Source organism: Lacipirellula parvula, from assembly GCF_009177095.1.
Classification (GTDB): domain Bacteria; phylum Planctomycetota; class Planctomycetia; order Pirellulales; family Lacipirellulaceae; genus Lacipirellula; species Lacipirellula parvula.
Genome location: NZ_AP021861.1, coordinates 6,326,525 through 6,350,727, shown reverse-complemented (window position 1 = coordinate 6,350,727; position 24,203 = coordinate 6,326,525). Strand labels below are relative to the sequence as shown.

Sequence of the window (24,203 nt, the reverse complement as noted above, 5' to 3'; positions counted from 1 at the left end):
GTGAGCGGCATGCCGCCGCGGCGATACGGACGATTGAGCGTAGGAATGAATGCGTTGGTCTTGTTCTCGCTTAAGCCAGACGAGCCGAACGACGGCGGCCGCCGGCCGCCAGCAGCGGAATCGTGGCGGCGACCAGAAGCATGGACGCCGGTTCCGGCACTGCTGCGAGCGGCGAGGCACTGACGACGGTGAGGTTCAGCGCGGTCGCGGTCTTCGACAGTTGGAATGCCAAGCCCGAGCCGGCCATGTAGCCCAACGGATCTTCGACGACGAGCGAATCGAAGTTGCCGCTGATGCCGCTCGTCGTGCCGAATTGCTGCTGCCAGACGAGGAAGTCGCTGCCGTCGGTGACGCCGTCGCTGTTGGCGTCGCCTAAGTTGGTCGAGCCGAAGGCCGTCTTCCAGACGGAGAGGTCGGCTGCGTCGACCGCGCCGCTGTGATTAAAATCGGCGGCGGCAAACGAGGTTCCCGTGAGCGTAATCAGCGGGAAGACGTCGCCGAGCGTTGGGTTGTAGATCGAGTTCGTCCCGGTGAACGCGGATGGGTTGACGACGATCTTCAGCGTGCCGTCGAGCGAGACATTGCCGGCGGCGGTGATCGTGTCGTACTGGTGAGCGCCCGTGCCGTTGATCTGCATCACCGTCGTCGAGCCGTCGCCGAGGGTGAGGCTGCCCGAGCGGCCGGAGCTGTTGACCAGCGCGAGCTCCGCCACGTGCCGGCCGATCTGCGCGCCGGCGATGCTCGCTTCGAAGCCGACTTCGAGCGTGCCGCCGTTGTTGACTTGGATTTCGCCAAACTCGTAGGTCTTAGTGAGCTCGACGACCGGGTGGCCCACGTCGACGACGGCGTGGTTGTTGACGACGATTTTGGCGCCACGGAGGTTCTTGCGAAGCTCGATGTTGACGTAATCGCTGGCGGTCAGCACGCCGCTGAAGCTGTTGTTGGCGAGCGTGGCGGGTTCCGTTTGCGTGCCGAGTTCGAACTCGTTGAGCGTTGTGCCGTTGGTGCCGCCGCTGCCGAGGTTGGTGGGGTCGGCGGCGGAGCCGACCACGTTGATGGCGCCGCTCCCTTGGAGCGTGTTCTCGAGGATGAAGCGGCGTTCGTCGGTGGGGAAGCTCTTGCTGAGGTCGACCGTCACCGTCTTGTCGGTGGTGTTGATCACCGACGGTTGCACGATGCGGTTGCCGGTGGCGGCGTGGTCGATCTTGCCGTTCTGATTGAACGTGAGCACGCCGCCGATCACCTGCGCCGTGTTGGCGTAAATGAAAGCATTCTCGCCGGTCGAGTTCATGTCGATGCGGCCGAAGTCCTTGTCCTTCACCAGTCGCACTTGATCGCCGGTACCGTTGAAGCGGATCGTGCCGGTGTGGGAGGAGGCGTCGGAGATGATGAGATCGGAGCCGGCGCCGTTGCTGTTGACGTCGATGTTGCCGGCGCCGCTCAGTCGCAGGCCGATCGCCACGTCGGCGCCTGCGTCGGCGTTGAAGACAAGGTCTTGGGCCGTTTGAAGTTCGCCTTGCGCCGAAGCGAGGCTCGCGTCGGCGAGCAACGCGGCGCTGCCGAGCGTGAAGGCGCCGCCGACGGTTTCAGTGAGGTTGCCGCCAGATTCGACGGTGATCTTGGAAATCGCCTGCCCGTTGCCCGCTGCGCTGATGTTGATCACGCCGCCCGAGAGGGCCCGCAGTTCCGTGCCGGGGAACGCCCCGTTGACGGTGACGGTATGGCCGCTGAGGACGTGATAATTGTGCAGTGCGTCGGGGGCCTGATTGTTAGCCCAGGTGCTGGGCGTTAGCGCGGGGCCGGTGGTCGCCGAGTTGACGGTTAGCGAGGGGCCTGCCGCGGTCGACGCCGAGAACTGCAGGTCGTCGATGGCGAGGCCGTCGTCGTCCTTGCTGGTAATCTGCGTGTCGGACCAGCGGAGCCAGAGTTCAGTGCCTGGCGCCCAGGAGAAGCCGACAGTGGAACTGATCGGAACCACGTTCGCTGGATTAACGCTCGCCGAGGTGGCCGTGACGACCGGCGCCGTGAAGTTGAGCGCCGCCACGCTGTTGTACGTCGCCGTGCTGAACCAGTCGGCGTCGGTGGCGGTGGTGCTATAGGCGAAGGCGAGCGTTTCGCCGGAGTCGGCGCCCGAGCGGAACTGCTTGCCGTTGTAGCTGAGGGTGAAGCTGTTGAGCGTGACGCCCGTGTTGTTGACGAGTTGGAGAGCGATGTAGGCCGAATCGCCGTTAGGCGTCACGGTGGCGGAGTTCACCATGCCGAGCGCTCGTTCGGTACTGCTGGTAGTCGCGCCGAAGCTATAAAAGGCGCCAGTGCCGCTGCTGCCGCTGCCCGCGCGGAGCCGTTGGTGACCGTTCGCGCCACCTTCCGGAGAGACGACGGTCGGGTGCCAGAGGTGGAACCCAGCCAGGCTGAAGTTGCCGCCCGCGGGCGACGCGGTGTCGTCGATCCAGCCGCCGGGCGTAGAACCCAACGAGCCGTTGGCCGGGGTGGTGGGCAGCGTGTTGAAGTTCTCGGTGTAGAGCGCTTCTGCCGTGGTGTAGGAGATGCCGGCATGGGTCGTCGAAACGATTCCCAACCAAGCCCCGCCCGAGAGGCCGACGAGCGAGAGACGTAAAACGCCTTGGCGAAGAGAGGTGCGCATCACGAAGGTAAGCTCCTGTTGAATCAGATAGAGATGAGCAACCTCGACAGGCGAGGCATGGGCTGCAGTGAACTGCTGAGTGAAAAGGGGAAACGTCGAGTGCGGCCGAACGAATCGTTGGCGCTGCGGCGCTGGCAACGCGGCCGCTCCTTCAAGCGGGCCCAATTGCTCGCGGCGAATGCGGCAACATTTAAAAGTGGAAGAGAGCGTCGTCCGTCCTGACCCGCCGATCGGTCGGCTGCCCCCGAGAAGTCGGCCGATGCGGGAGATTGCGGACGTTAGTTCAGGGCCAGGGCTGCAGCTTTCTGGACGCGAAATATTTCGCAATCTTGAAACGGGCCAGCGGCGTCGGAAGATTGCGGCTCTAAGTTGTTGTACTGGTTTGGCTTGCGTTGATTTGTGCAGGGTTTGGCGAGCGAGCGAATCCGTGGCGATGATGAGGTCAGACTGGACGCCGGCTCGCCGCTTCGCGACCGATCTTCAACGACTTGCGACAAATCGAAACGACTTGGCGCGATTCGGCGTCCACAATCGCACTGCTCGGCCATGGAAAAATAGCTAGCTCTCCTCTCCCACTCGTCTAGCGCTAACCAGGTATCGTCGATGATCTCCGAATCGACTCGCGAAGAGTTCGTGCGGCTGCTGACTCAGCATCAGCGACGCGTCTACGCCTATATCCTCGGCATCGTCCCCAACTGGAACGACGCCGACGAGATTTTGCAGGAGACGAACATCCGGCTCTGGAGCGAGTTCGATCGCTTCGAGCTCGGAACCAATTTCGAGGCGTGGGCCGTGCGGGTGGCGCACTTCCAGATCCTGTCGTGGCGGAAGCGGGTGAGCCGCAGCCGGCTCTTCTTCGATCATTCGCTCGTAGAGTTGATCGCTCAGGAGTTTGAGGCCCACAGCGCCCTGGCCGACGTCCGGCACCAAGCGCTTCGCGAGTGCGTCGCGGCGCTCGAACCGCGGCAAAGCGAGTTGCTCGCACGGTGCTATGCCGAGGGGGCGAAGATCAAGCAAGTGGCTGAGACGCTCGATCGCACCACGGCGTCGGTCCACAAGGCGTTGCAACGGGTGCGATTGTCGCTGCATAAGTGCATCCGTCGGCGGTTGGCGGCGGAGGGGGTGACATGATGAACGAACAAGACGAAGCATTCCGCCGCGTGCATGATTTGGTGGCGGCGAAGCTAGACGGCGCCGCCACGGCGGAGGAACTTGCCGAGCTAAAGCAACTATTGCACGACGAGCCCGCGCTCCGCGAGGTGTACGTCGAGTACATTCAAGACACGGCGAGTCTGCGGTGGTCGTTTGCCCATACGACGGTGCCGATCGAGGATGACGCAGTGGCTGAGCCGTACGGATCATTGCGCGTTGCCTCAGCGGATGCCGTTGAGGCGCGAGCAACGCAACGATCGCGGCCAGCGTGGAGAGCATTGCTCGCCGTGGCGGCTGCGGCGCTCATCGGCGCCGGAACGTATTTGTTGTTCTTCGCAGGGCAGGGGAGCGGGCCGGCGGCCGGGGGGCCTGCCGGTCCGCTCGCTGCCAGCGAAGCGGCCGCGCAAGCCGAGGAGTCAGCCGCGGCAGATGATCCCAACGTCGTCGCTCCTGCTGCTGGCGAACGGGCCGCGAGCGTGGCGACCGTGACGCGGACGATCGACGCGGTGTGGGAAAACGAACGCGAGTTTCCCGAACTGAGCCGCTTGCAGGTGGGCCAAGAGGTCGCGCTCCGCTCGGGGCAGATCGAGCTCATCTTCGACACGGGCGTGGAAGTCGTCGTCATCGGCCCGGCTCACTTCAAAGTGAACTCGCACGAGTCGATGTTTAGCGATCGCGGCACGATTTCAGCTCGCGTCGGCGCGGCCGGCATCGGCTTTACGATCGACACGCCGACGGCGCGGGTGATCGATCTCGGCACGGAGTTCGGCGTTGCGATCGGAGACGATGGCGAGACCGAAGTCGCCGTGTTCCAGGGGATCGTCGACTTGGAGTACGGCAGCTCGCCTGATGCCGATGCGGATCGACGCCGGTTGAACAAAGGCGAAGCGCTCCGCGTCGGCGCTAATGGTCGCGTCGATCGGGTGATGGCGATCGCGAGCGATCGGTTCCCGGTGTCGGCTTCAGTGCGCCCGAGCGACGGGCCCGAGACGCCGATCATTCGCGACGTGACCGACAACATTCGCGCGGGGGACAGCAACAAGTTCTACCGCATCGTGCGGTCGGGCTTGCATGAAGACTCGCCGGCGTTCGTCGATCGCGATCATCAGTGGAACAGCCTGACGGACAAGGGTCTGCCGCTCGATCTTGAGGGCGCCGAGTACGTGATGCCGTTCAACGACGACAAGTTTCACGAAGACCTTGCCGTGTGGGTCGACGTGGGCCAGCCGGCGAACTTCTACGTCTTCTACAGCGACAGCATGGACCCGCCGCAGTGGCTGAAGGACGATTTCGTCGACACGGGCGTCGACGTCGGCCTCGACGAAGCGAAGTCGGTCTACCACAAAAACTTCGCACTCGGCGCCGGCGCCGGCGAGAGCGTCGACATGACGTTTTCGGTGTGGAAGCAGGAAGTCCGCGAGCCGCGGGTCGTGCAACTCGGCTCGGTCAACAAGCATCGCGCGACGTTTGGCTACAACATGTACGGGATCGCGACGGCGCCGTTGAAGGCGAAGCCGATTGCGGCCGAAGTCGTGCAGTAAGTTGAGTTCTGTGTCGCCCCTCCGGGGCTTCAGATAATTAGGATGCGTCGAACCAGGGGCTGGCGCCCCTGGCTACATGATGTCGCCCCCTCCGGGGGCTGATGCGCAACGTACCGATTGAGCTTGGAGGCGCCTGCTGGCTTCTCTTGTCGCGTCGTGTCGCATTGCTTCTCGACGCGAATGCGATTTTAGGCGACACTAAGCGATGGTTGTAAGTTGTTTTTGTGCAGTGCTTTGCGGCTAATGTCGCGTTTGGGTTGATGTCGCGAGGCGACACTAGGCGACACTAGGCGACAGGCGACAGGCGACAACTGGTTTGCTGCGTCGATTGCGCGTCTGCTGAAGCAGGCGCGCTCGGGACGTTTGGTTGTCAAAGATTGGGCCGGCGCGCGGCAGCGCCCTGGCCATCCTCACCATAGCAAATCGGAGCGGCGGCGTCCGCAACGATTTTCGGCCACCCCTCCGTCAGCGTTCGTAGCAAGATTCTCGACTTCGCTTGCCGGTGAGCTTCAGCGGCTCATTCGATGTTCCAGATGTCGATCGCGGGCGAATCGGGGTTGGTCGTTTCGCAGGCCGTTGCCAAAAAACGATTGTCGGCAGGCAGGCCGAACATTCCCGCGGCGCCGGCGGAGCCGTTGCGGGCGCGCTTCACGAATGGTCCGAAGCCGCGGCCATGGGCGACGGACCAGAGTCGGATGGCGCCGTCGTCGCTCGCGGAGATGAGCGTGCGGCCGTCGCGCGTGAACGCGAGTTTGCGGACATAGCGGAGGTGGGCCACCAGTTCTACCGGCGGGGCGTCGCTGTCGAGGTTCCAGAGTCGAATCACGCCGTCGAGATGGCCGGTGGCGAGCAGCGATCCGTCGGGGCTGAGCGCCACGCTGTCAACGAGCTTGCAGGGGATCGTTCTCGTCGACTTGCGGCCATCCATCGGAATGAATGTGACGCCATCTTCGTGACCGCCGACGATGAGCGTTTTGCCGTCGGGCGTGAAGATCGCGCACCGTGACTTGGGCGACAGTTTCCATTGCCCCGCTTTCCGCTCTGTGTGGGGTTCCCACAGATCTAGTTGTTGGTCCATGACGACCGCCACCGTCGATCCGTCCGGCGAGAAACAGATGCCGTGGGGCTCGTCGTCGATGGGCAGGTTTTTCTGGACGCGTCCCGAGGCGCCCGCTACCAGCAACCGGTTAGGGCCTTTGCAGCCGACGGCAAAGCGATCGCTGCGCGGCGACCAGGCGCAGAGCTTGTGTTTGCGCGTGGCGTGGGCGTACTGATAGCGCACTTCTTCGTGCTCGGCGTCGGCGACGATGTAGCCGGTGTCGCCGACAAAGAGAAGGTTCTTGCCGTCGGGAGAGACGTCGAACTCAAGGAGATGATCCTTCGTGACTTTGAAATCGGGAGTGTCGCGACCGCCGAGCGACCAAATTCGAATCCTGCCTTCCTGGCCGCAGGTGACGACCTTTTTCGAGTTGACGAAGCGGACGGCCAGCACTTCGCCATTGTGGGCCTTGAAGACCTGCGAGCGATGGCCGAAGGAGGGGGCGTCGTCGAGATTGGCGTCGATGGGACAGAGTTCGAGAATTCCATTCTCGTAGGCGATCGCGACCGTCGAGCCGTCGGGCGAGTAGGCCAAGTCGCTGAGTCGGTGGCGAGCGACCGGCGTGCTGTCGATTTTGCGATCGGAGTTGTGCGGGTAGAGATGGATTCGCGATTGGTAGACCTCCCCCGCGACGAAGTATTTGCCGCAAGGAGACCAACGGGCGTGAGTCAGCGTGCCGCCATGTTTGCGCGAGCCGTTAGTGATTTTCGATTGCATCGCGCTCAGGTCGTCAGACCAGATTTGAATCAGGCTGCTGCGGACCTCGCTCGTCTCGTCCTGACGGTTCGGAATGAGCAAACTTGGCCGCTGGGGATGGAATTCCAAGGTGTAGCCGCGGGCGTCGCAGGGAATTCGTTTGATGATTTCGCCGTTGAGAGAGAAGAGACAAACTTCGTGATAGCGAATGCCGGCGGCAATTTGCTCGCCGTCGCGATGGAACGCGAGCGACTCGATGTTGCTGTCGTGCCGGAAGATTTCTTTCATTGGCGCATCGGACTCGAGGTCGAGCAGATGAGCCGCAGTGGAACCGACGACGACATAGCGGCCGTTAGGCGAGACGGCGACAGAGAAGAGCTTACTGTCGCCGACTTCGATGGTGCGGAGCAGCGATTGGGTGGGCATGTCCCAGATGCGGAGCGTGCCATCGACGCCGACGCTGGCTAAGCGACGGCGATCGGGGAAAACGGCGATCTCGGTGACGGCTCCCTCGTGCCCGAGCAGCACTGAGACGCGCGGCTTCTGCGAGGCGCCGTACAGCAGGCTCCATTCGAAGCCGCGCTGATCAACCTGACCGTCGCGCGGTATCTGACGATCGAGCGGCGTGCGAACCGCATCGCTCCAGCCATCTTTCCAGGCTTCGAACGCCAGGTTCATGTCGGCGATGTAGAGGAGTTCGGAAGTTTCGTCGAGCGCGTGGCGGATGCGGATCGAATTGAAGGTCCACGTTGCCGCGAGGAGCGCCGCGAACAAGCCGGCTAGCCGGACGAACGTGCGATGACGCTGCGACCATTTCGCGACGCGATCGACGACGCTAGGGGGCTTGGCGGCGATGGGCTCGCGATTGATGAAGCGCCGCAGATCGGCGGCGAGCGCGGCGGCCGAGGGATAGCGTTGCGCTGGATCCTTTTCGATGGCCTTTGCGACGATCGTCTCTAAGTCGACGGGCGCGTTGGGCGCGACTTGCCGTAGGCGGGGCGGTTCGTCTTCGAGGATCTGACGCAGGAGCGCCGCGCGGTCCTGGCCATCGAACGCCGGCCGGAGCGCGATCATTTCGAACAGCGTCATGCCGAGGGAGTAAACGTCGGCCGAGGGATCGACGATGGGATAGTTCGACGCAATCCGCTCGGGGCTCATGTAGCGGAGCGTGCCGAGCATGTCGCCGGTGGAGGTGAGCCCCGCTTCGTCGCTGAGTCGCGCGAGGCCGAAGTCGGTGACCCACAGCTTGCCAACGTCGTCGAGTAGCAGGTTCGCTGGTTTGACGTCGCGGTGGACGATCCCTTTTCGGTGCGAGAACTCGAGAGCGTCGGCTGCTTGGGCGGCTAGCGAGGCGAGTTCGAAGTAATCGGTTTCCGCTGCCTGCGGGTTCTTACGGCGTTTGGCGATTTGTTCGGCCAAGCTTTGGCCGTCGATCAACTGCATGGCGTAGTAGTGGAGGCCATGCTCGCAGCCGACGGAATAGACCGGCACGATGTTAGGGTGATTGAGCGTCGCGGCGGCGAGGGCTTCGTTCTGGAACCGCGCGAGCCGGCCTTCGCTGAGGGCCGAGGCGATGGGGAGGATTTTAAGCGCGACGCGGCGCCGCAGGGCGAGCTGCTCGGCCTCATAGACGACGCCCATCCCGCCGCGGCCGATTTCGCGCAGCAGCGTGAACTCGGTGAACGACTTGTCGGGCGGCAGCGGAGCGGAGGCGGGCGTCTCGGTCGTCCAGACGCGGTGGAGGAGATCGATGCAGGCGATTTCCTCTTCGAGCCGAGTCGACGGCGCGTCGTCCGTGTCAATCTCGCTGTCGTGCGGACCGTCCTTGGCTTCGTCGTATTTGAGAAGCTGCGCGGCCAACGCGGACCAGCGGTCGCTCGGCGGATTGTTACCCTCGATCTTTCGCATGGGCGTTGAGCTTGCGTGCTAGCTGGCTGATGGCGCGTGACCAAAGTTTTTGGGCCGCATCGGTGCTGCAATCGAGCATCTCGGCGATCTCGGCGAACGAGAGCCGCAGTTCGTTGCGGAGGCGGATGACTTGTTCCTGCCGAGCGGGAAGTTGCCGAAGCGCGATTTCGAGTTGCGCGAGTTCCTCGTTGGCCGCGGCGTGTTGGCTAGGGGAACTGAGCTCGTGGGCAAGAAGCGGGAGCGATTGGGAGCCTTCGCTGCGCGTGAGGGAACGCTCGCATTCAAGATTTCGCTTGGCGGCCCCGCGGAACCGGCGATTGGCGGTGAGGATGCGGTGCGTGAGGATCCCGTGGAGCCAGGCGAGCAGCTCGCCGCGGGACGTGCCCTGGAACGTTTCGAGCCCGCGATAGGCCTCGATCAGCGTTTCCTGGACGATGTCGGAGGTGCTGACTTTTACCTGGAGCTGCGCGTCCATCTGGCCGTTTGCCATGCCCTGCAGCGAGGTGCGGAGGACGCGAAAGATTTCGCCGAGGGCTTCGCGATCGCCGCCTTGCGCAGCGGCGATCTTCGACTGCCAATCGGAAGCGGCGGAATCCATAGGTGGCCCGAATGTGACTTGAAGCGGGCCCGGTGAAACAGAATGGCAAGAAAATTTGGGGAGAATTCAGTCCCGCGGCCATTGGAGTTATGACCCGCGGCGTCGTGGGAGTCAATCAATTACCTCTCAAGAGGTATGTCGCTTTTCTGGAGATTTTGGGGAATTGGCGCGTCGGGTTCGCGGCCGAAACCGCGAATACAAGACTAGGGGGCGTCCGCCCCTCCATGCGCGCTGAGTGAATGTGCGCGACGCCACGTTGCCGCAAAGCTACTCGTATGATGATTCGGTGGTACTTCCTGCATGGTCCGCTCGACGGACTGAGTCTTGAGTGCGACTCGGAAGAGATCTCCGATTGCCCGTTAAATCTCGCGGCTCATGCCTATCGGGAATCGCTGAACGGTTTTCCAGGAGCGACGTTTGACGCCTTTTGGCCGCCGGAACTTCTTGCCTTGGCGGGGAGGATTGAGGCGACGCAGCGGCTGCACTCCTACCGCGTCGTCGCGGCTCGGCGGTACGAGGTCGCTGCCGCCAGCGGGCTGGCGCCGGTGCTGTGCGAAATTCGGGCGAAGTACGAGGGCGTGACCGATCGGCTGGTTGCGTACCAGGTCGATCGCCAGGCAGGGGGCGTCGCGGTGAAGATTCGTCGGCAGTGGAATTCCGCCGCGCCGCCGCAGCTTCCCGATGTTCCGTGAGTGTAGATCGGCCGACAGGTCGCTTCGCTATGTTTTTGCCACGCCAGCTATGACCGACATCAGTTCTCACGATTACGAAGCAGCGATTGCGCTGCTGGCCCGTTTGGCGGAGCCGAAGGCTGGTCTCGCCGTTCCCGAGCGGAAGCGGCAATTTGCCGGCGGCGTGGCCGAGATGATTGGGGCCGATGCGTGGTCGTGGGCGTCGATTGCCGTCGATCACGAGAACCCCGGCGTTTGGGCTGCATCTTGCCAGATCGGCGACGGGTGGCAATCGGAGGCGGAGCAGGCGCAGGTGCAGGCGTTGTTTGCACCGGAACGCGGACCCGGCGTTTCTGGGGCGGCGGTTTACTCCGCGTTGCAAGCGGGGACGCCGGCGACGTTTTTATTGCGCGAACTGCGCCGCGCGAAGGCAGAGGCCACATTGCAAGATGAGGACGAACTGCAGTTGCTGCTATCGTTCTTTCCAATCGACGAAGACGCCGCCACGCGGGTGGCTTTTTACCGACGGCAGCAGCGCGCCGATTTCGCGTTGCGCGAGAAGCAGATCGTGGCGTTGTTGTTTGGGCAGGTCGAGTGGCTGCATCGTCATGGAGTGCATCCGCGAGCGCAGCAGCAGGCGATCAAGCTTTCGCCGCGGGAGCAGCAAGTGCTGACGCTGATGCTCAATGGCGACACGCGAAAGAAGATCGCCGCGAAGCTGGGAATCCGCGAGTACACGGTAGCGGGGTACCAGAAGAAACTGCACCGGAGCTTTGGCGTGACGAGCCGGGCAGAGTTGCAGGCGCATTTCTTTTTTGGCGGGCAAACAGATCAACCGAAGTGCGATTCAGAAGCGACTCTTTCGCGCGCTGTAGAGAGCTAAGCGTGATTGATCGCGAGTCCGTGTGTGGGGTGTTCTCCCTACAACTGAAGTGCAAGCAGCGTTGGCGAACCAATCGCATCGATTTTTGCACGCATTGCCTCGATTGAGACTTCTCACTGCAAAATTGGCTTGTCCCCTCATCCGAGGGGATTGTGTAGAGGCCGCTCCTTCACAAGACTCCAGCACACGACATTGCTGCGCAATGCCGCAAGGCGGGTGTGGAATGCTGCAGGCTGAGGCCGTTCCGCTCCTTTTCTATCGAGTCAGCTCATCGGGCCGCTGGCTGCGAATCTAGTCGCAACTCAAGAACTATTCACATCTTATGAGCGAAGCAACGAAGACGAGGCCGTCTCGTTCGTCGTCCACGGGCGAGCGTGCCGTGGCGGGGGATGCACCGGCGACGGGACAGGGTAGCGCGGCCGAACCGCAGCGCGGCGTGGAAGTCGACGATAAGTCGATCGCCGCCGCCTGCTATGCCAACTTCTGTCGCGTGACGGGAACTCCGGAGGAGTTGATCATCGATTTTGGGCTGAATGCTCAGCCATTCGGCGTGCCGAGCGATCCGGTACACGTTTCTCAGCGGATCGTCACGAACTATTTCACGGCGAAGCGATTGCTGCACGCCTTGCACCTCTCGGTGCAGCGTCACGAGCAGGCGTTCGGGGTGTTAGAAACCGACGTCAACAAGCGCGTCGTGAGCCGCCCCGCTTCGTGATTTCGAGGGCGGCGGTCAACGGCGCAGGCTCGCAACCGGGAAGCGTCGTTGGCGGAGGTGCGATGCTTCGTCTGGGCAGGCGAGGCAGCGCAATGCAGGCTCCGTTTCACCGCAGCTCGGGCATCGGTAACGCCGATGCCGCAGTTTTTAAATGCTACTTGCGAATCAACTAGGACACCTTCTTTTCACCGCAATGTGAAGCCGCTCGCGATTCACGCAGGCTGGGCCGCATTCAAATGGGCCCGCCTCCGGCATGAATGTCACGCTTGTCGCGACGTTCTGCGAGCTTGGCCGAACCTCGGAGTTATCGACGATGGCACGCAACCGCACCCCGCGTTTCATGAATCTGTTCAGCCCCGAACGGCGCAGCGCCCGCACCAATCGTTGGCGGAAGCGGTTCCAGAAGCTGTCGCTGAGTTCGTGGCAATCGAGCCGCGTCGTGGAGGCGGTGTGCAGCGTGTTTCGCGCGGGGTCCGAGGCGACTCGCTTGGTTCGCGGGAGCATGACTTCGCAAATCGTGATGGCGGGCGGCGGCCGCTCGCTGCGGATGGAAGGGCTGGAGGAGCGATCGCTGCTCGCGGCGGATGTGTACGTCGACGACAGTTGGTCGGCCTACTCGATCGGCACGTTGATCACCGACGGCGACAACAACCCGGGCAATGGCAATCAGGCGGCGGTGTTCGGGACCGATGCGTTCGCCACGATTCAGGGAGGCGTCAACGCCGTCGACGTGAACGGCACGGTTCACGTGAACTCCGGCACGTACAACGAAGACGTTCTGCTGAATAAGGCGGGGATCGGCGTGCTGGGCGCTGGTTCGGGCACGACAACGGTGATTGGGCCAATCGGCGGCGTTTCGGGCGCGACGTTCACGGTGCAGGAAAGCAACATTGAGATTGCCGGCTTCACGATCACGCGCGCCGGCAACAACACCACCGATTGGAACGATCCCAATCTGAACTCAGCCGGCATCGCGATTCAGGGGCTGACGCTCAGCGGCACGAAAATCCACGACTCGGTGATCACGGGCAACCGTACCGGCGTCGACGTCAATAACTCGAACGATCACACGATTCGCAATAACAATATCGTCAACAACCGGACCGGTCTGATCTTCCGCAATCAGACCGACAATCTGACGGTCGAAGAGAACAACATTACGGGTAACTGGACCGTCGGCGTCGTGTTCCTCGACGGCAGCGGCGGAACGAACTCGCCGGTGCAAACGGCGGCCGGCAGCGACTTCAATAACAACAACATTAGCGGCAATTGGTACGGGCAGGTCGTCGATCGCCAGACGGGCGGTTCGCTGCCGGCGCCGGGCGGCAGCGGCAAGGACTTCGAAGGGAACTGGTTCGGCACGGCGAATCCGACCTACACGACCGCCAACAGTGCGGAGCCTGGCTACGCGGGCCAAATCCCCGTCGCATTCGGCGGTAGCGCCACCGCTCCTGCTCCGGGAACGTATCCGGAAATTCTCGGCGCGGCGTCGGCGAACATCGATTCCGCACCAGCGCTGCAGACCGGGCTCGACACCAACGTCGAGACGACGCCCGGTCGCGGCATCTTTGGCTTTCAAGGGTTCACGACGCAGGCGGAGGTTTGGGTCGACAACGATTGGGTGATCCTCGTCGACGTTGGTCCAGCTGGGTTGTCGCCGGGCGACTTGGTTGAGTCCGACAGCGACGACGGCGACAACTTCGTCACCGGCAAATATTTTGCCTACAACGCCTATGATTCAGTGACCGCGGCTCTGGCGGGCGTGTCGAGCGGCGGCAAGATCAACATTCTCGCCGGCACGTTCTCTGGCGCGCTCAACATCAACAAAGACATCGACGTCGTCGGGCAAGGCGCTGCGCAGTCGATTCTCAACAGCGGACCGCTGTCGACGCCGATCACCGCGACGAACAACGCTGAAGTGTTGGTGCGCGGCCTCACGGTGGCGGGCGGCATTTTTGGCGTCAACGTCGATGGCGCCGACGTGACGATCCGCGAGTCGATCGTTAGCGGCGGCAGCGCGATCGGCATTTTGGTCGACAGCAACGGCGAACTGGCGATCGTCGATAGCACGCTCACGGGGGCGGGAGCGGGCACGGGCGTGGTCGTCGTCGACGGCGTCGCTTCGATCACCGGGAGCAAGCTCAGCGGCCGCGTCGACGGCGTCATTGTCGGCGCCGATGGTTCCGCGACGCTTTCGAACAACGACCTCTCCGCGGCCTTCAGCGGCAAGGTCATTCAAGCCGACCCGCTGGCGGGCGTGATCAACGCCTCCGGCAACTACTGGGGGACGACGAGCGAGGGCGCCATTGCCGCGAAGGTGTTGGGAACCGTCGACTTCTCGCCATATCTCGCGGGAGGCAGTGCAGCGGGCGTTGGCTTTGCCGGCGACTTCTCGCTCGTTTATGTGACGACGCAGGGCGCGCAGGCGGAAGCGGTCGGCAGGATTCAGGACGGCGTTAATCGCGTCTTGAACAATGGCACGGTTCAAGTGAATGCAGGAAGTTACATCGAAACCGTTACGGTCGCGAACCGGACGGGCGTGAAGTTGCTCGGCGCCGGGGCGGCCTCGACGACCATTGCCGGTCCCGCGGCATCGCCCAGCGATTCGGCGACGATTCGCGTTGAGAATTCGGCCGGCACAGAGATCGACGGCTTCACGATCACTCGCACCGGCAATACGGCCGCCACGTGGGCCAGCAATGGCATGACGTTCGGCGTCTTGCTGGCGAGCGGCGCCACGAGCACGACGATCGAGAACAACATCCTCACGGGCAATCGGACTGCTCTGGACATTCGCAACGTCGGCTCCGGCAACAATGTGATCCAGGACAACAACATCGTCCAGAATCGCACCGGCGTCATTATCTGGGATTTGTCGAACGACAATACGATTCAACGCAACTCGATCGCCGGCAACTTCACCGTCGGCGTGCTGATGTTCGACACCTCGAACGAAGCGACCGGCAACGTCATCACGAACAACGCGATCGCCGGCAACTGGTATTCGCAGGTCGAAGATCGTCGCCCGTCGTCGACTTCCGTGCGGAACTTCTCGGGCAACTGGTTCGGGACGAACGCGATCGTCACGACCACCGCTCCCGCGGGCGAGCCCGGCTATGCGGCGCTCATTCCGAACATCTACCCCGGCGGCACGGCGATAGCGCCGGGCGCGGCGAAAATCATTAGCGGCGCGGGGGCGAACAACGTCGACTACTCGCCGTGGCTCGACGTCGGCACGAACCTGAAGGCCCCTGGCCAGCTCGGCTTCGACGGCGACTTCTCGACGCTGCACGTCGATGACGCCAGCCCGCAGGCGGGCGTTGCGGGGCGCATTACCGAAGGGCTGAGTCGCCTCGACGATTCGCCCGCGCCGGGGACGCTGATCGTCCACGCCGGCGCGTACGGCGAAAACGTCGACTCGTCGGCGAAGGCCGTCAAGTTCGAGCTTGGCACGGCGACGGCGCAGGTCGTTCTCACCGGCAATCTCGCGCTGAGCGCCGACGACACGCTGGTGATCGAGCTGAACGGCACGAGCGCGACCACCAACTACGACAATTTCGTCGTCAACGGCAGCGTGGCGCTCAATGGCGCGACGCTCGATCTGTCGCGGGGTTTCGCGCCGGCGCCGGGCGATAGCTTCGTGATCGCCGGCAACGACGGTCTTGATCCGGTTAACGGGACGTTTGCCGGGCTGGCCGAAGGTTCCGTCATCTATGTGAGCGGGATTCCGTTCACGCTGAGCTATGCGGGCGGCGACGGCAACGACGTGACGCTGACCATCGCCCAGCCGAGCGTCGTCTACGTGAACGATACTTGGGGCGAGTCGGTCAACAGCTCCGGCGGAACTCTCGGGACGGTGGAGCCGGGCGACGAAGTCGCGGCGATCGGTCCGGGCGACGCGGTAGTGAGCGGGCTCATCTTCGGATACAACGCTTTCGCCAGCATTCAAGATGCGATCGACGCGGTCGCCGTGAGCGGCACGGTGAATGTCTTGGCGGGCACGTACGCTGAGCAAGTCATCGTCGACAAGTCGCTCGAACTGCTCGGCCCGAACGCGAGCCTGGCGGGCAACGCCGGCGGTCGCGCTGCGGAAGCGATCATCCTGCCGACGGAGAGTGATCCCGATCCCGACACGGCGCCGAACCCGGTGCTCGTCTATGTCGCGGCGGACAACGTGCGGATTGCCGGCTTGTCGTTCGACGGCGACAATTCGGCGCTGACGAGCGGCACGACGCTGAACGGCGCCGATCTCGATGCGGAAGAAGCGATCGCGTCGTACGAGGGCGTCGGCGGAATCACCGTCGAGAACAACATCATCCGCAACTTCAGCTACACGGGCGTTGATTTCTACAACTTCAACAACGGCGGGGCCGCGACCTCGGGCAACGCGATTCGCCAGAATCTGATCGAGAACCTTGGCGCCTTCGGCTGGGGCATCGGCATTCTGGTCTACAACAATTTCTACGCCGACGTCACGAACAACGTCATCAACGATGTGCGCGTCGGCGTGCAGACCGGCAATTTTTCTCAGGCGAATCCTGGCGTTACGGGAAGCATCAGCGGCAACACCATCTCGGCCAGTCGCGCCGGTGTCTGGCACAATCTGGCTTATAGCGCAGCCTCTTCGCTCACCATTAACGGCAACACGATTTCGGCGGATTCCGACGCTGGCATCTTGCGTTTCAGCGGCATTTGGGTGACGTCGATCGCTACGGCGACGAGCCCAGTCATCACGGGCAACACCATCACTGTCGGTGCCGTAGCGCAAGGCCAGACGGCCGGCTACGACCTGTGGAACAATTCGGTTAGCGGCGGCGTGACGATCAGCGGCGGATCGGTGACCGGCGCCAACTACGGCGTGTGGGTCAACAATTTTGACAGCTACCCGACGGCCACGGGCAGCAACGGCGATTCGACCTCGGCGACCATCACCGGCGTTGCCATTAGCAATGCGTCGATCGCGGGCGTTTATGCGAAGGACAACGCCAGCAACACGAATTCGGCGACTGTGAACGTCAATGTCGTTGGCTCGACGATCACCGGCAGCGGCACGGGCGTGTTGGTGGAAGGTGACGACGCCACGGCGACGCTGAGCAGCAGTTCGCTCACCGGCAACACGACCGGCGTGAGCGTCGCTAGCGGAGCTGGCCTGACGCTCGGCGCCGGTAATGCAATTTCCGGCGGGACGACTGGCATTCGGTTCGACGGCGCTGGCGTCGGACTGACGGGGCTTTCGCTGGGCGACGTTTCGATTTCGGCAAGCAGCGATTACATCACACTCGCCAATTCGGCGTTTGACAATCTCGATCTCGACGCGACCGGAACCACGCTCGGCGGCATCGCCGTTGCGGCGATGACCGCCGCGGAGAAGTTCGCGGCGGCTGACAAGATTACCGACGAACTCGATAACAACACGCTTGGTTTGGTGTTGCTGGCGACGAACACGATCTACGTGACGCCAGCCACGAGTCCAACCGCTACCGATAACGATTACACTCGGATCAAGAACGCGATCGAAGCGGCTGGCGACAACTGGACGATCGATCTGCTCGGCACGTTCAATTGGACCGAAACGAACGCCGCCGCGTCGTGGGCGCTCGGAAACGACGGCGTCAGCGGCACCGATGACGACTACTCGATCACCGTGGCCGGCGGTTTGGAAGGCGTGACGCTCACGGCGTCGAGCGGTCTCGGCTCGGCGATTATCCAGGGCCCCGGCGATCTCGCGACGGTCAATCTCGAAGGCTTCCTGTCGTTCGCCGGCGGCGCCAACGCCGCGGATGACAACAAGAATTGGACGATTTCGAACCTGGACATTCGCGACTTCGACTTGAGCATTGGCATGTTCAACTCGGGCGCGGGCGTTGACGCATTCGACGGGACGACGATCGTCAACAATCGCATTCGCATCGCCACCGACCTGAATGCGACCGTGGCGCCGATCGACGTCAATCAGAACATTGGCATTCACTACTCGTTCGGCGTGAATCAAACGATTCAGGGGAACTTCATCAACATCCCGGGCAACGGCGTTAGCGACTCGGCCAACCTGCGGTTCGCCACCTCGGTGGCCATGCAGTCGAACACGAGCGGCGGCGCCGTTTACGACGGCCTGCTGATCGACGGCAACGTCATTACGGTGCTCAACGCGCAGAGCGCTGATCCAGAGACCATTCTTGGCATCTGGGAGAACGGTCACGCTCATTCGAGCGACATCACGGTCAGCAACAACACGTTCACCAACTCCGCCGTGGGGAACAACCCTGCCGCGAATTTACAGCGGGCTTTCCGCGTGACGTCGCATTCGAGCGGAGCGTCGACGGTGACGTACTCGAACAACACGGTCAGCGGCGCCAACCTCGGTTTCCAATGGATTGCGGGTTCGAACTTCACCGGCAATCTGGCGGTGCAGGTCACGGGCAACACGCTCACGAACGTGAACACGGGCTTTCTGATTCAGTCGAACGGCGTCGCCAACATCAGCGGCAGCAACTCGATCGTCAACTCGGGGGCGATGGCCGGCGTGGGCGTCGGCATCGACGTCGCCAGCGGTTCGGCGAGCGTTGCGAACAATCAGATTCAGGGCCTGGGCGTCGGCGTCCGCTTCCAAGCGGGGGCGGGCGGCTCGGTGGCTGGCAACGATTTCGATGACGCCGTCGACAACGCGACCGACTTGTTCATTGCGACGGGCGCCGGCGGCGTGACGATCGGCGCGGGCAACGCCTTCGCGGGCGATACGTTCTTCATCGACAACCAGAGCACGCAAAGCTACGACCTGTCTTCCAATGGGACGACCTTCGACGAAGCGAATAACTATCGCATCGAAGACAAGATTCATCATCGGGTCGACGCCGACTTGGCCCTCGCCACCGGCTTGGTGACTTGGGTGGCAAACAACGTTTACGTGACGACGCCGGGCGTCGGCTCGACCGATTCGAGCATCCAGCGCGGCATCGATGCGGCGGCGGCCGGCAACACGGTGAACGTCGAGGCAGGCACGTATGACGAGGCGCTGGTCATCGGCAAGGCGCTGACGCTGCTCGGCTCGGTTGGCGGCGGCGGGGCCCCGGCGACGATTCTGCGGCCGCTCGCCACTGTGGGGAATCTCATCGAGCTTGTCAGCAGTACGACCGGCGCCGTGGCGATCAAAAACTTTGAACTCGACGGCAACAACGCGGGCATTCGCGCCGACTACGGCATTCGCATCAACTCGGGAACGACGTTCGCTTCGCTCACGCTCGACAACCTCCGCGTGAAGGAATTCCGCAACATTGGTTTGTCGATCGACGGCGACGGGGCAGGGCAGTCGGTCGACTCGGTCACGCTGAGCAACAGCGTCTTCACCGATAACGGCGATTCCGGCCTCGCCGGCGCCGGCGCCATCAGTTTCTTTAGCTTCAATGAGGGTGCCTCGATCACGAATGTGGACGTGACAAACAGCGTTGTGAACGGCGCTCGCTCGGGCATTCAGTTCCGCGGTGCGGGATCGGCGCCGTACGCCGCGGCGGGGACGATCTCGCTCAACGACATCGACGTCAGCGGCTTGTACCAAACGCAGATGATCGGCATCCAGCGGTACAGCAACGCGGCAGGCATCAGCTTCACGGATGTGAAGCTGGGCGGGGCCACGTCGGCGATTACTGGTACTTTTGGTGCGAGCTTGCGGTTCGATTCGGTCGGCGCCGGGACGCTCGCCTCGCCCGCGACGCTGAACCTCGGCAATACGACGTTCCGCGGCTTGGCGCCGACGAGCGCTCAGCCGCATGAAATCGAAATTGCCCCGGACAATGCGTTCGCGTTCTTGCGTCTCGACGGGACCGGGACCAGTTGGAGCTTCGGCGGTTCGCCGGTGGCTGCGGCGAGCTTGACGTTGGCACAGGCTTTTGCGGTGGAAGACCGCATCCTGCACTACGTCGACAAGCTGCACCCGACGCATGGAACGTACAAGGGCTTCGTCGACGTGCAGGCTGGCCAGGCTTTTGTAACAGACGATTCGACGAGCCCGAATCCGCTCGTGGGCGACGGTTCCATTCAGCGGGCCGTCGATGTCGTAGCGACCGGCGGGACGGTGCACGTGGAAGCCGGCTCGTTCACGGAAGCGGTGTCGATCAATCGGCATGTCAACATCATTGGCGCCGGCAGCGGGGCGACGGTGCTCAATCAGCCGGTGACGAACGACATCATCACGCTCACTGGGTCGGGCGCCTCGAACGCGAATCCATTGCTGCTCGAAGGCCTGCAATTGAAGCCGACTGGCGTCAACACGCACGGCATCATTGTGCCGATGGGCGCTTCGATTCAGCACATCAAGCTTGATGATCTCGTGGTTACCGGCGGCAGCCCAACCGGCCTGGCGATCACGGAGATTGGCCTGCGCATCACCGACAACGCGAGCGCGAACGACGTCGTGATCGTCGACTCGCTGTTTGAGAATCTCAACCATGGCGTGCTGATCGAGAAGCACCTCGACATCACCGGCTCCTCGAACGTGACGAATTTGGTCGTCACCAACACCGGGTTTGAAGACAACCAATCGAAGGGTTTCTACGCGGAGAAGCTGTCGAATGCGACGTTTACGAACGTTTGGGCGACTGGCAACGGCAATCTGCCGTACTTCGTCCCCGGGGCAGGCATCGAGATCAATCTCAAGGGGAACGTGCCGACCTACACAAACCTTGTCTTCAACAACCTGACGGTGTCCAACAATGGGGCCGGAGCGGCGGCCGGGGCCGGCCTGCAGATCAAGGCCCGCGGCGCCGGCGATACGGGCGGCAGTGGGCTCTACGCCGCGAACCCGGCTACGCTGACCAACGTGCAGATCAACGGCGGTTCGTTCACCGGCAATCGCACCGGCATTCGCGTCGGCGAACCGGGGCAGTCGAACACGAGCCCGACCGGCGTCGTCATCGACGACGTTAGCGTCTCGAATAGCACCGAGACCGGCATCCACATCGTCGGCGGTGCGGCGACGATTCAAGGCGCCACGCTGGCCGACAACCCGACCGGCATCCGCGTGCAAGGGACGGGCCGGGCGATTATCACCGACGACAGCGGCGACGACACGACGATCTCCGGCGGAACGGTCGGCATTGAAGTGAACAGCGGCCGGGCGCTCGTGCAGAACACGGCGTTCGCCAACACGGCCGACATCGGCGTGTTGATTCAGAACGGCGGCATCGCCGACTTGGGCCAAACCGGTCCTGCGACGAACTTCACGGGGCTGGGCGTGAGCGTCGGGGGCAACGACTTCAGCAGCTACGTCGCCGCGGCGAGCACGTCGGTTGGCGCGATCGTTAACCTGAACGTCGACGCCGTCACTGGTCGCCAGGGGGCGCCGCCGGACGTCACTGCGTTTGGCAACGCGTGGGCGGTCAACACGCCGGTTGGCATCGAGAACGTCGTCTATCACGATAGCGATCTCAACACCCGCGGATTCGTCGACTTCGCTGCGTTCGCGTTCACCGGCGCCGTTACGGTTTCCTCGAACACGATCAACGAAGGTGGTGCGGTAACGGTCAGCGGTTCGTTCACCAATGTGCCGCAGGCGCACACGGTGACGATCAACTGGGGCGACGGCAGTGCGCCGACGATTATCAACCTGATTGCCGGCGTCTACACGTTTAACAGTGCTCCGCACACTTACGAAGACGACGTCGACGGCCCGCCGACCTCTTCGGTCTTTCCCGTCACGGTGACAATCACCGATGCTTCGACCGCGTCGATCGTCGACAACACGAGCAGCGTCACGGTGAACAACGTGGCGCCGACGGTGACGATTTCCGGCGGCACGCTGGCGGGCGACGGGCAGACGCTTAATTTCACGTTCACGACGACCGATCCCGGCGAAAGCCCGGACGATGTGTTCGCCCTGCAAGGGATCTCGTTCGCTTCGCTCTCGGGCGGCGCGAACGGAATGGTGGTTCCCGGCAGCATCGTCTTCGATCCTTCGACGGGAGCCGGCAGCTTCAGCGTCCTCTTCAGCGCTCCTCCCGGCAGCGGGACGGTGGAGATCAGCGTTGGGGTCGCCGACGACGATCTGGCGGCGGGCGTTGATACGCACGTCGTGACGGTCGGCAACACGCTGCGAGTGACGAACTTCGTCACGACTGACAGCGGCTTCGACGTGACGTTCAATCGGGCGCTCGATCTGAGCGTGTTGAACTTGTACGACGGGGTCAACCCGCTGGTGATCGGCGACATCCTGAAGGCGGCCGATATTGTGGTGCACGCCGCCGTCGCCAACGTCGACGTGAAGGGTTCGGTCGTCTGGAACGCCGCGACCAACACGCTGAGTTGGGTGAAGACCGGCGGTCCGCTTACCGCCGATACGTACCAAATCACGCTGGTTAGCGGCACGAATGCGTTCGTCGATACGTTCGGGAACACGCTCGACGGCAACGGCAATTTCGTCGCCGGCGACGACTACCAGCAGTCGTTCAACAAGGTCGTCGTGGGCGGCACGCCGATCGTGAGCCTGCCCGACTTCGCTCGGGCGCCGGGCCAAGCGGTCGACCTGACGGCGAACAACACGCTCGACACAATGTTGCCGGTACGGGCGACGGGCGTGAACGTGCAGGGGGTTAACTTCGAGCTAAAGTACAACCCGGCGCTGCTGACGATTAATCCGTTGCTGGTCACGCCGGCGTTGGCTGGCTGGAACGTACTGGCCAACCTCAGTGCTCCCGACGTCAACGGCCTCGTGACATTGACGGTCGCCGCGTTTGCGAGTGCACCGGGCTTCGCCTTTAGCGGAACGCAGTCGTTCGTCAGCATTGCGGCCGCCGTGCCGACGACGGCGCCGTTTGGCGCCGTGCAGGTGCTGCGTCTACAGAACGCCGAGGTTAACGACGACGACGCCCAAAACGACGCCGCGATTCAGAAAGTGGCGTTCCCGGGCGATGCGAACGGCTCGGGCATTCTGCCGGGCTCGGTGCCGCCGAGCGCGTACACCGGGTTCGACTCGACGCTGATCGCTCGCGTGGTCGTCGGACAGGACACAGGCTTCGACGCCTATCCGCTGATCGATCCGGCGATCGTCGGCGATGCGAGCGGCAATGGCAGCTTGAATGCGTTCGACGCTTCGCTGGTCTTGCAGGAAGCCTCGGGGACGAACACGCCCGAAGTTCCGGATGAAGTTGGCCCCGGCACGGGCGGCTTTGATCCGTTCGATCCGCTGCTGAGCATTGGCGATTACTACGTCAATCTGAACGGACCGGTGACGATTCCGGTCAACATCAAGATTGAAACGACGGTCGTCGGCATCATTTCTAGCACCTACATCGTGAAGTACGACACGTCGGTGCTCGACTTCGTCGATGTGCAGCTGGGCGATCAGTTCCCCGCGCCGGGATGGAGTCTGGCCGCGACGGAAACCTCGCCGGGAGTGATTCAGGTGGCGATGTTCGCCACGAATCCAAGCAGCAACTTCGGCGGAGCCGTCGTGGAGCTTGGCAAGCTCAACTTCCAAGTCGTCGCGGCCAACCCGGGGCTGGTGAGCTTGCTGCAGATCGATCCGGTCGATCCGAACGAGTCGGGCTTGGTGTGGACGAAGGACAATGGTTCGGCGATCTCGACGTTCGAGGCCGATTTTGATCGCGACGGGGACGTCGACGGGAATGATCTGAGCAATTGGAATGCTGGCTTCGGCACGTTGAGCGGCGCAACAGTCGAGCAAGGTGACGCGAACCGCGATGGAGCCGTCAACGGCGCCGATTTCCTGATTTGGCAGCGTCAGTTCGGCAGCGTTGTTGTGATTCCGCCGGCGACGGTGCACTATGCTCCAGCTTCGGCCGTGGCGACGACGACGGAATTGCCTGCGTTAAGCACGCAACTCGAACCTGCGGCGGCGCCGGCAACTCAAGTGGCTCAGACGATTCAGCCAATCGTCAGCGTTTCGGCGCTTGCCGCGATCGACGAATCGCCGACGCAGACGCTCAGCCGCTTCGCTTCGCCGTTGCCGTCGGCCGCCTGGTGGCTGGCTTCGTCGACCGCTGACGAGGCGAGCGAACTTGCCGACGCCGCGGAAGAGTTCGATTGGGACGTCGCCTTCGACGAATGGTCGAGCGCCGTCGGCTCGAACGCCGCGGGATCGGCGGCCGTCGCTTCGCTCAAGCGTAAGTCGAGCGACGTTGAAGAAGTTGAAGCTGATGACGCAGAAGACGCTGATCTGTTCGGCCAAGAGATTGACGAAGCGATTCTCTCTTGGCTGGAAGGTTAGCGGTTCTGGTGGTCGCGTCGACGCCATGAGAATGTAACGAAGGGGGAGGTCGGCGATTGGACTGGCCTTCCTCCTTCGT

Annotated in this window: 9 protein-coding genes; 6 read left to right on the top strand and 3 right to left on the bottom strand. The window is 62.9% G+C overall.

The features are described from left to right. Positions 1 to 70: 70 nt before the first annotated feature. Positions 71 to 2,647: a PEP-CTERM sorting domain-containing protein gene (locus PLANPX_RS24755; RefSeq protein WP_152101310.1), complete on the bottom strand. Its 2,577-nt coding sequence runs from the start codon at positions 2,645 to 2,647 to the stop codon at positions 71 to 73. Between the two features lie 600 nt (positions 2,648 to 3,247). Between PLANPX_RS24755 and PLANPX_RS24750 the strand changes: the two genes are divergently transcribed. Beyond that, positions 3,248 to 3,775 (top strand): sigma-70 family RNA polymerase sigma factor, encoded by a 528-nt coding sequence (locus PLANPX_RS24750; RefSeq protein ID WP_152101309.1) that lies wholly within the window; start codon positions 3,248 to 3,250, stop codon positions 3,773 to 3,775. Next, on the top strand, positions 3,772 to 5,337 hold the full coding sequence (locus PLANPX_RS24745; RefSeq protein WP_152101308.1) for a FecR domain-containing protein: 1,566 nt from the start codon (positions 3,772 to 3,774) through the stop codon (positions 5,335 to 5,337). Before PLANPX_RS24750 ends, PLANPX_RS24745 begins: the two co-directional genes overlap by 4 nt. Positions 5,338 to 5,854: 517 nt before the next feature. On the opposite strand, the gene PLANPX_RS24740 is transcribed toward PLANPX_RS24745, so the two are convergent. After that, entirely contained in the window at positions 5,855 to 9,040 is a 3,186-nt protein-coding gene (locus PLANPX_RS24740) for a WD40 repeat domain-containing serine/threonine-protein kinase (RefSeq protein ID WP_152101307.1), read from the bottom strand. Beyond that, the gene (locus tag PLANPX_RS24735; protein WP_152101306.1) at positions 9,021 to 9,638 is read right to left on the bottom strand and encodes a sigma-70 family RNA polymerase sigma factor; all 618 of its coding nucleotides are present in this window, start codon (positions 9,636 to 9,638) and stop codon (positions 9,021 to 9,023) included. The genes PLANPX_RS24740 and PLANPX_RS24735 overlap by 20 nt, the downstream gene beginning before the upstream one ends. A 275-nt stretch (positions 9,639 to 9,913) precedes the next feature. On the opposite strand from PLANPX_RS24735, the gene PLANPX_RS24730 reads away from it, so the two are divergent. From PLANPX_RS24730 to PLANPX_RS24715, 4 genes are all read left to right on the top strand, one after another. Then, entirely contained in the window at positions 9,914 to 10,330 is a 417-nt protein-coding gene (locus PLANPX_RS24730; RefSeq protein ID WP_152101305.1) for a hypothetical protein, read from the top strand. 49 nt (positions 10,331 to 10,379) lie between these two features. Further along, entirely contained in the window at positions 10,380 to 11,192 is an 813-nt protein-coding gene (locus tag PLANPX_RS24725) for a helix-turn-helix transcriptional regulator (RefSeq protein WP_172992316.1), read from the top strand. A gap of 322 nt (positions 11,193 to 11,514) precedes the next feature. Next, on the top strand, positions 11,515 to 11,907 hold the full coding sequence (locus tag PLANPX_RS24720) for a DUF3467 domain-containing protein (protein WP_152101303.1): 393 nt from the start codon (positions 11,515 to 11,517) through the stop codon (positions 11,905 to 11,907). Positions 11,908 to 12,220: 313 nt separating this feature from the next. After that, on the top strand, positions 12,221 to 24,124 hold the full coding sequence (locus PLANPX_RS24715) for a right-handed parallel beta-helix repeat-containing protein (RefSeq protein WP_172992315.1): 11,904 nt from the start codon (positions 12,221 to 12,223) through the stop codon (positions 24,122 to 24,124). The last annotated feature ends 79 nt before the right edge of the window (positions 24,125 to 24,203 follow it).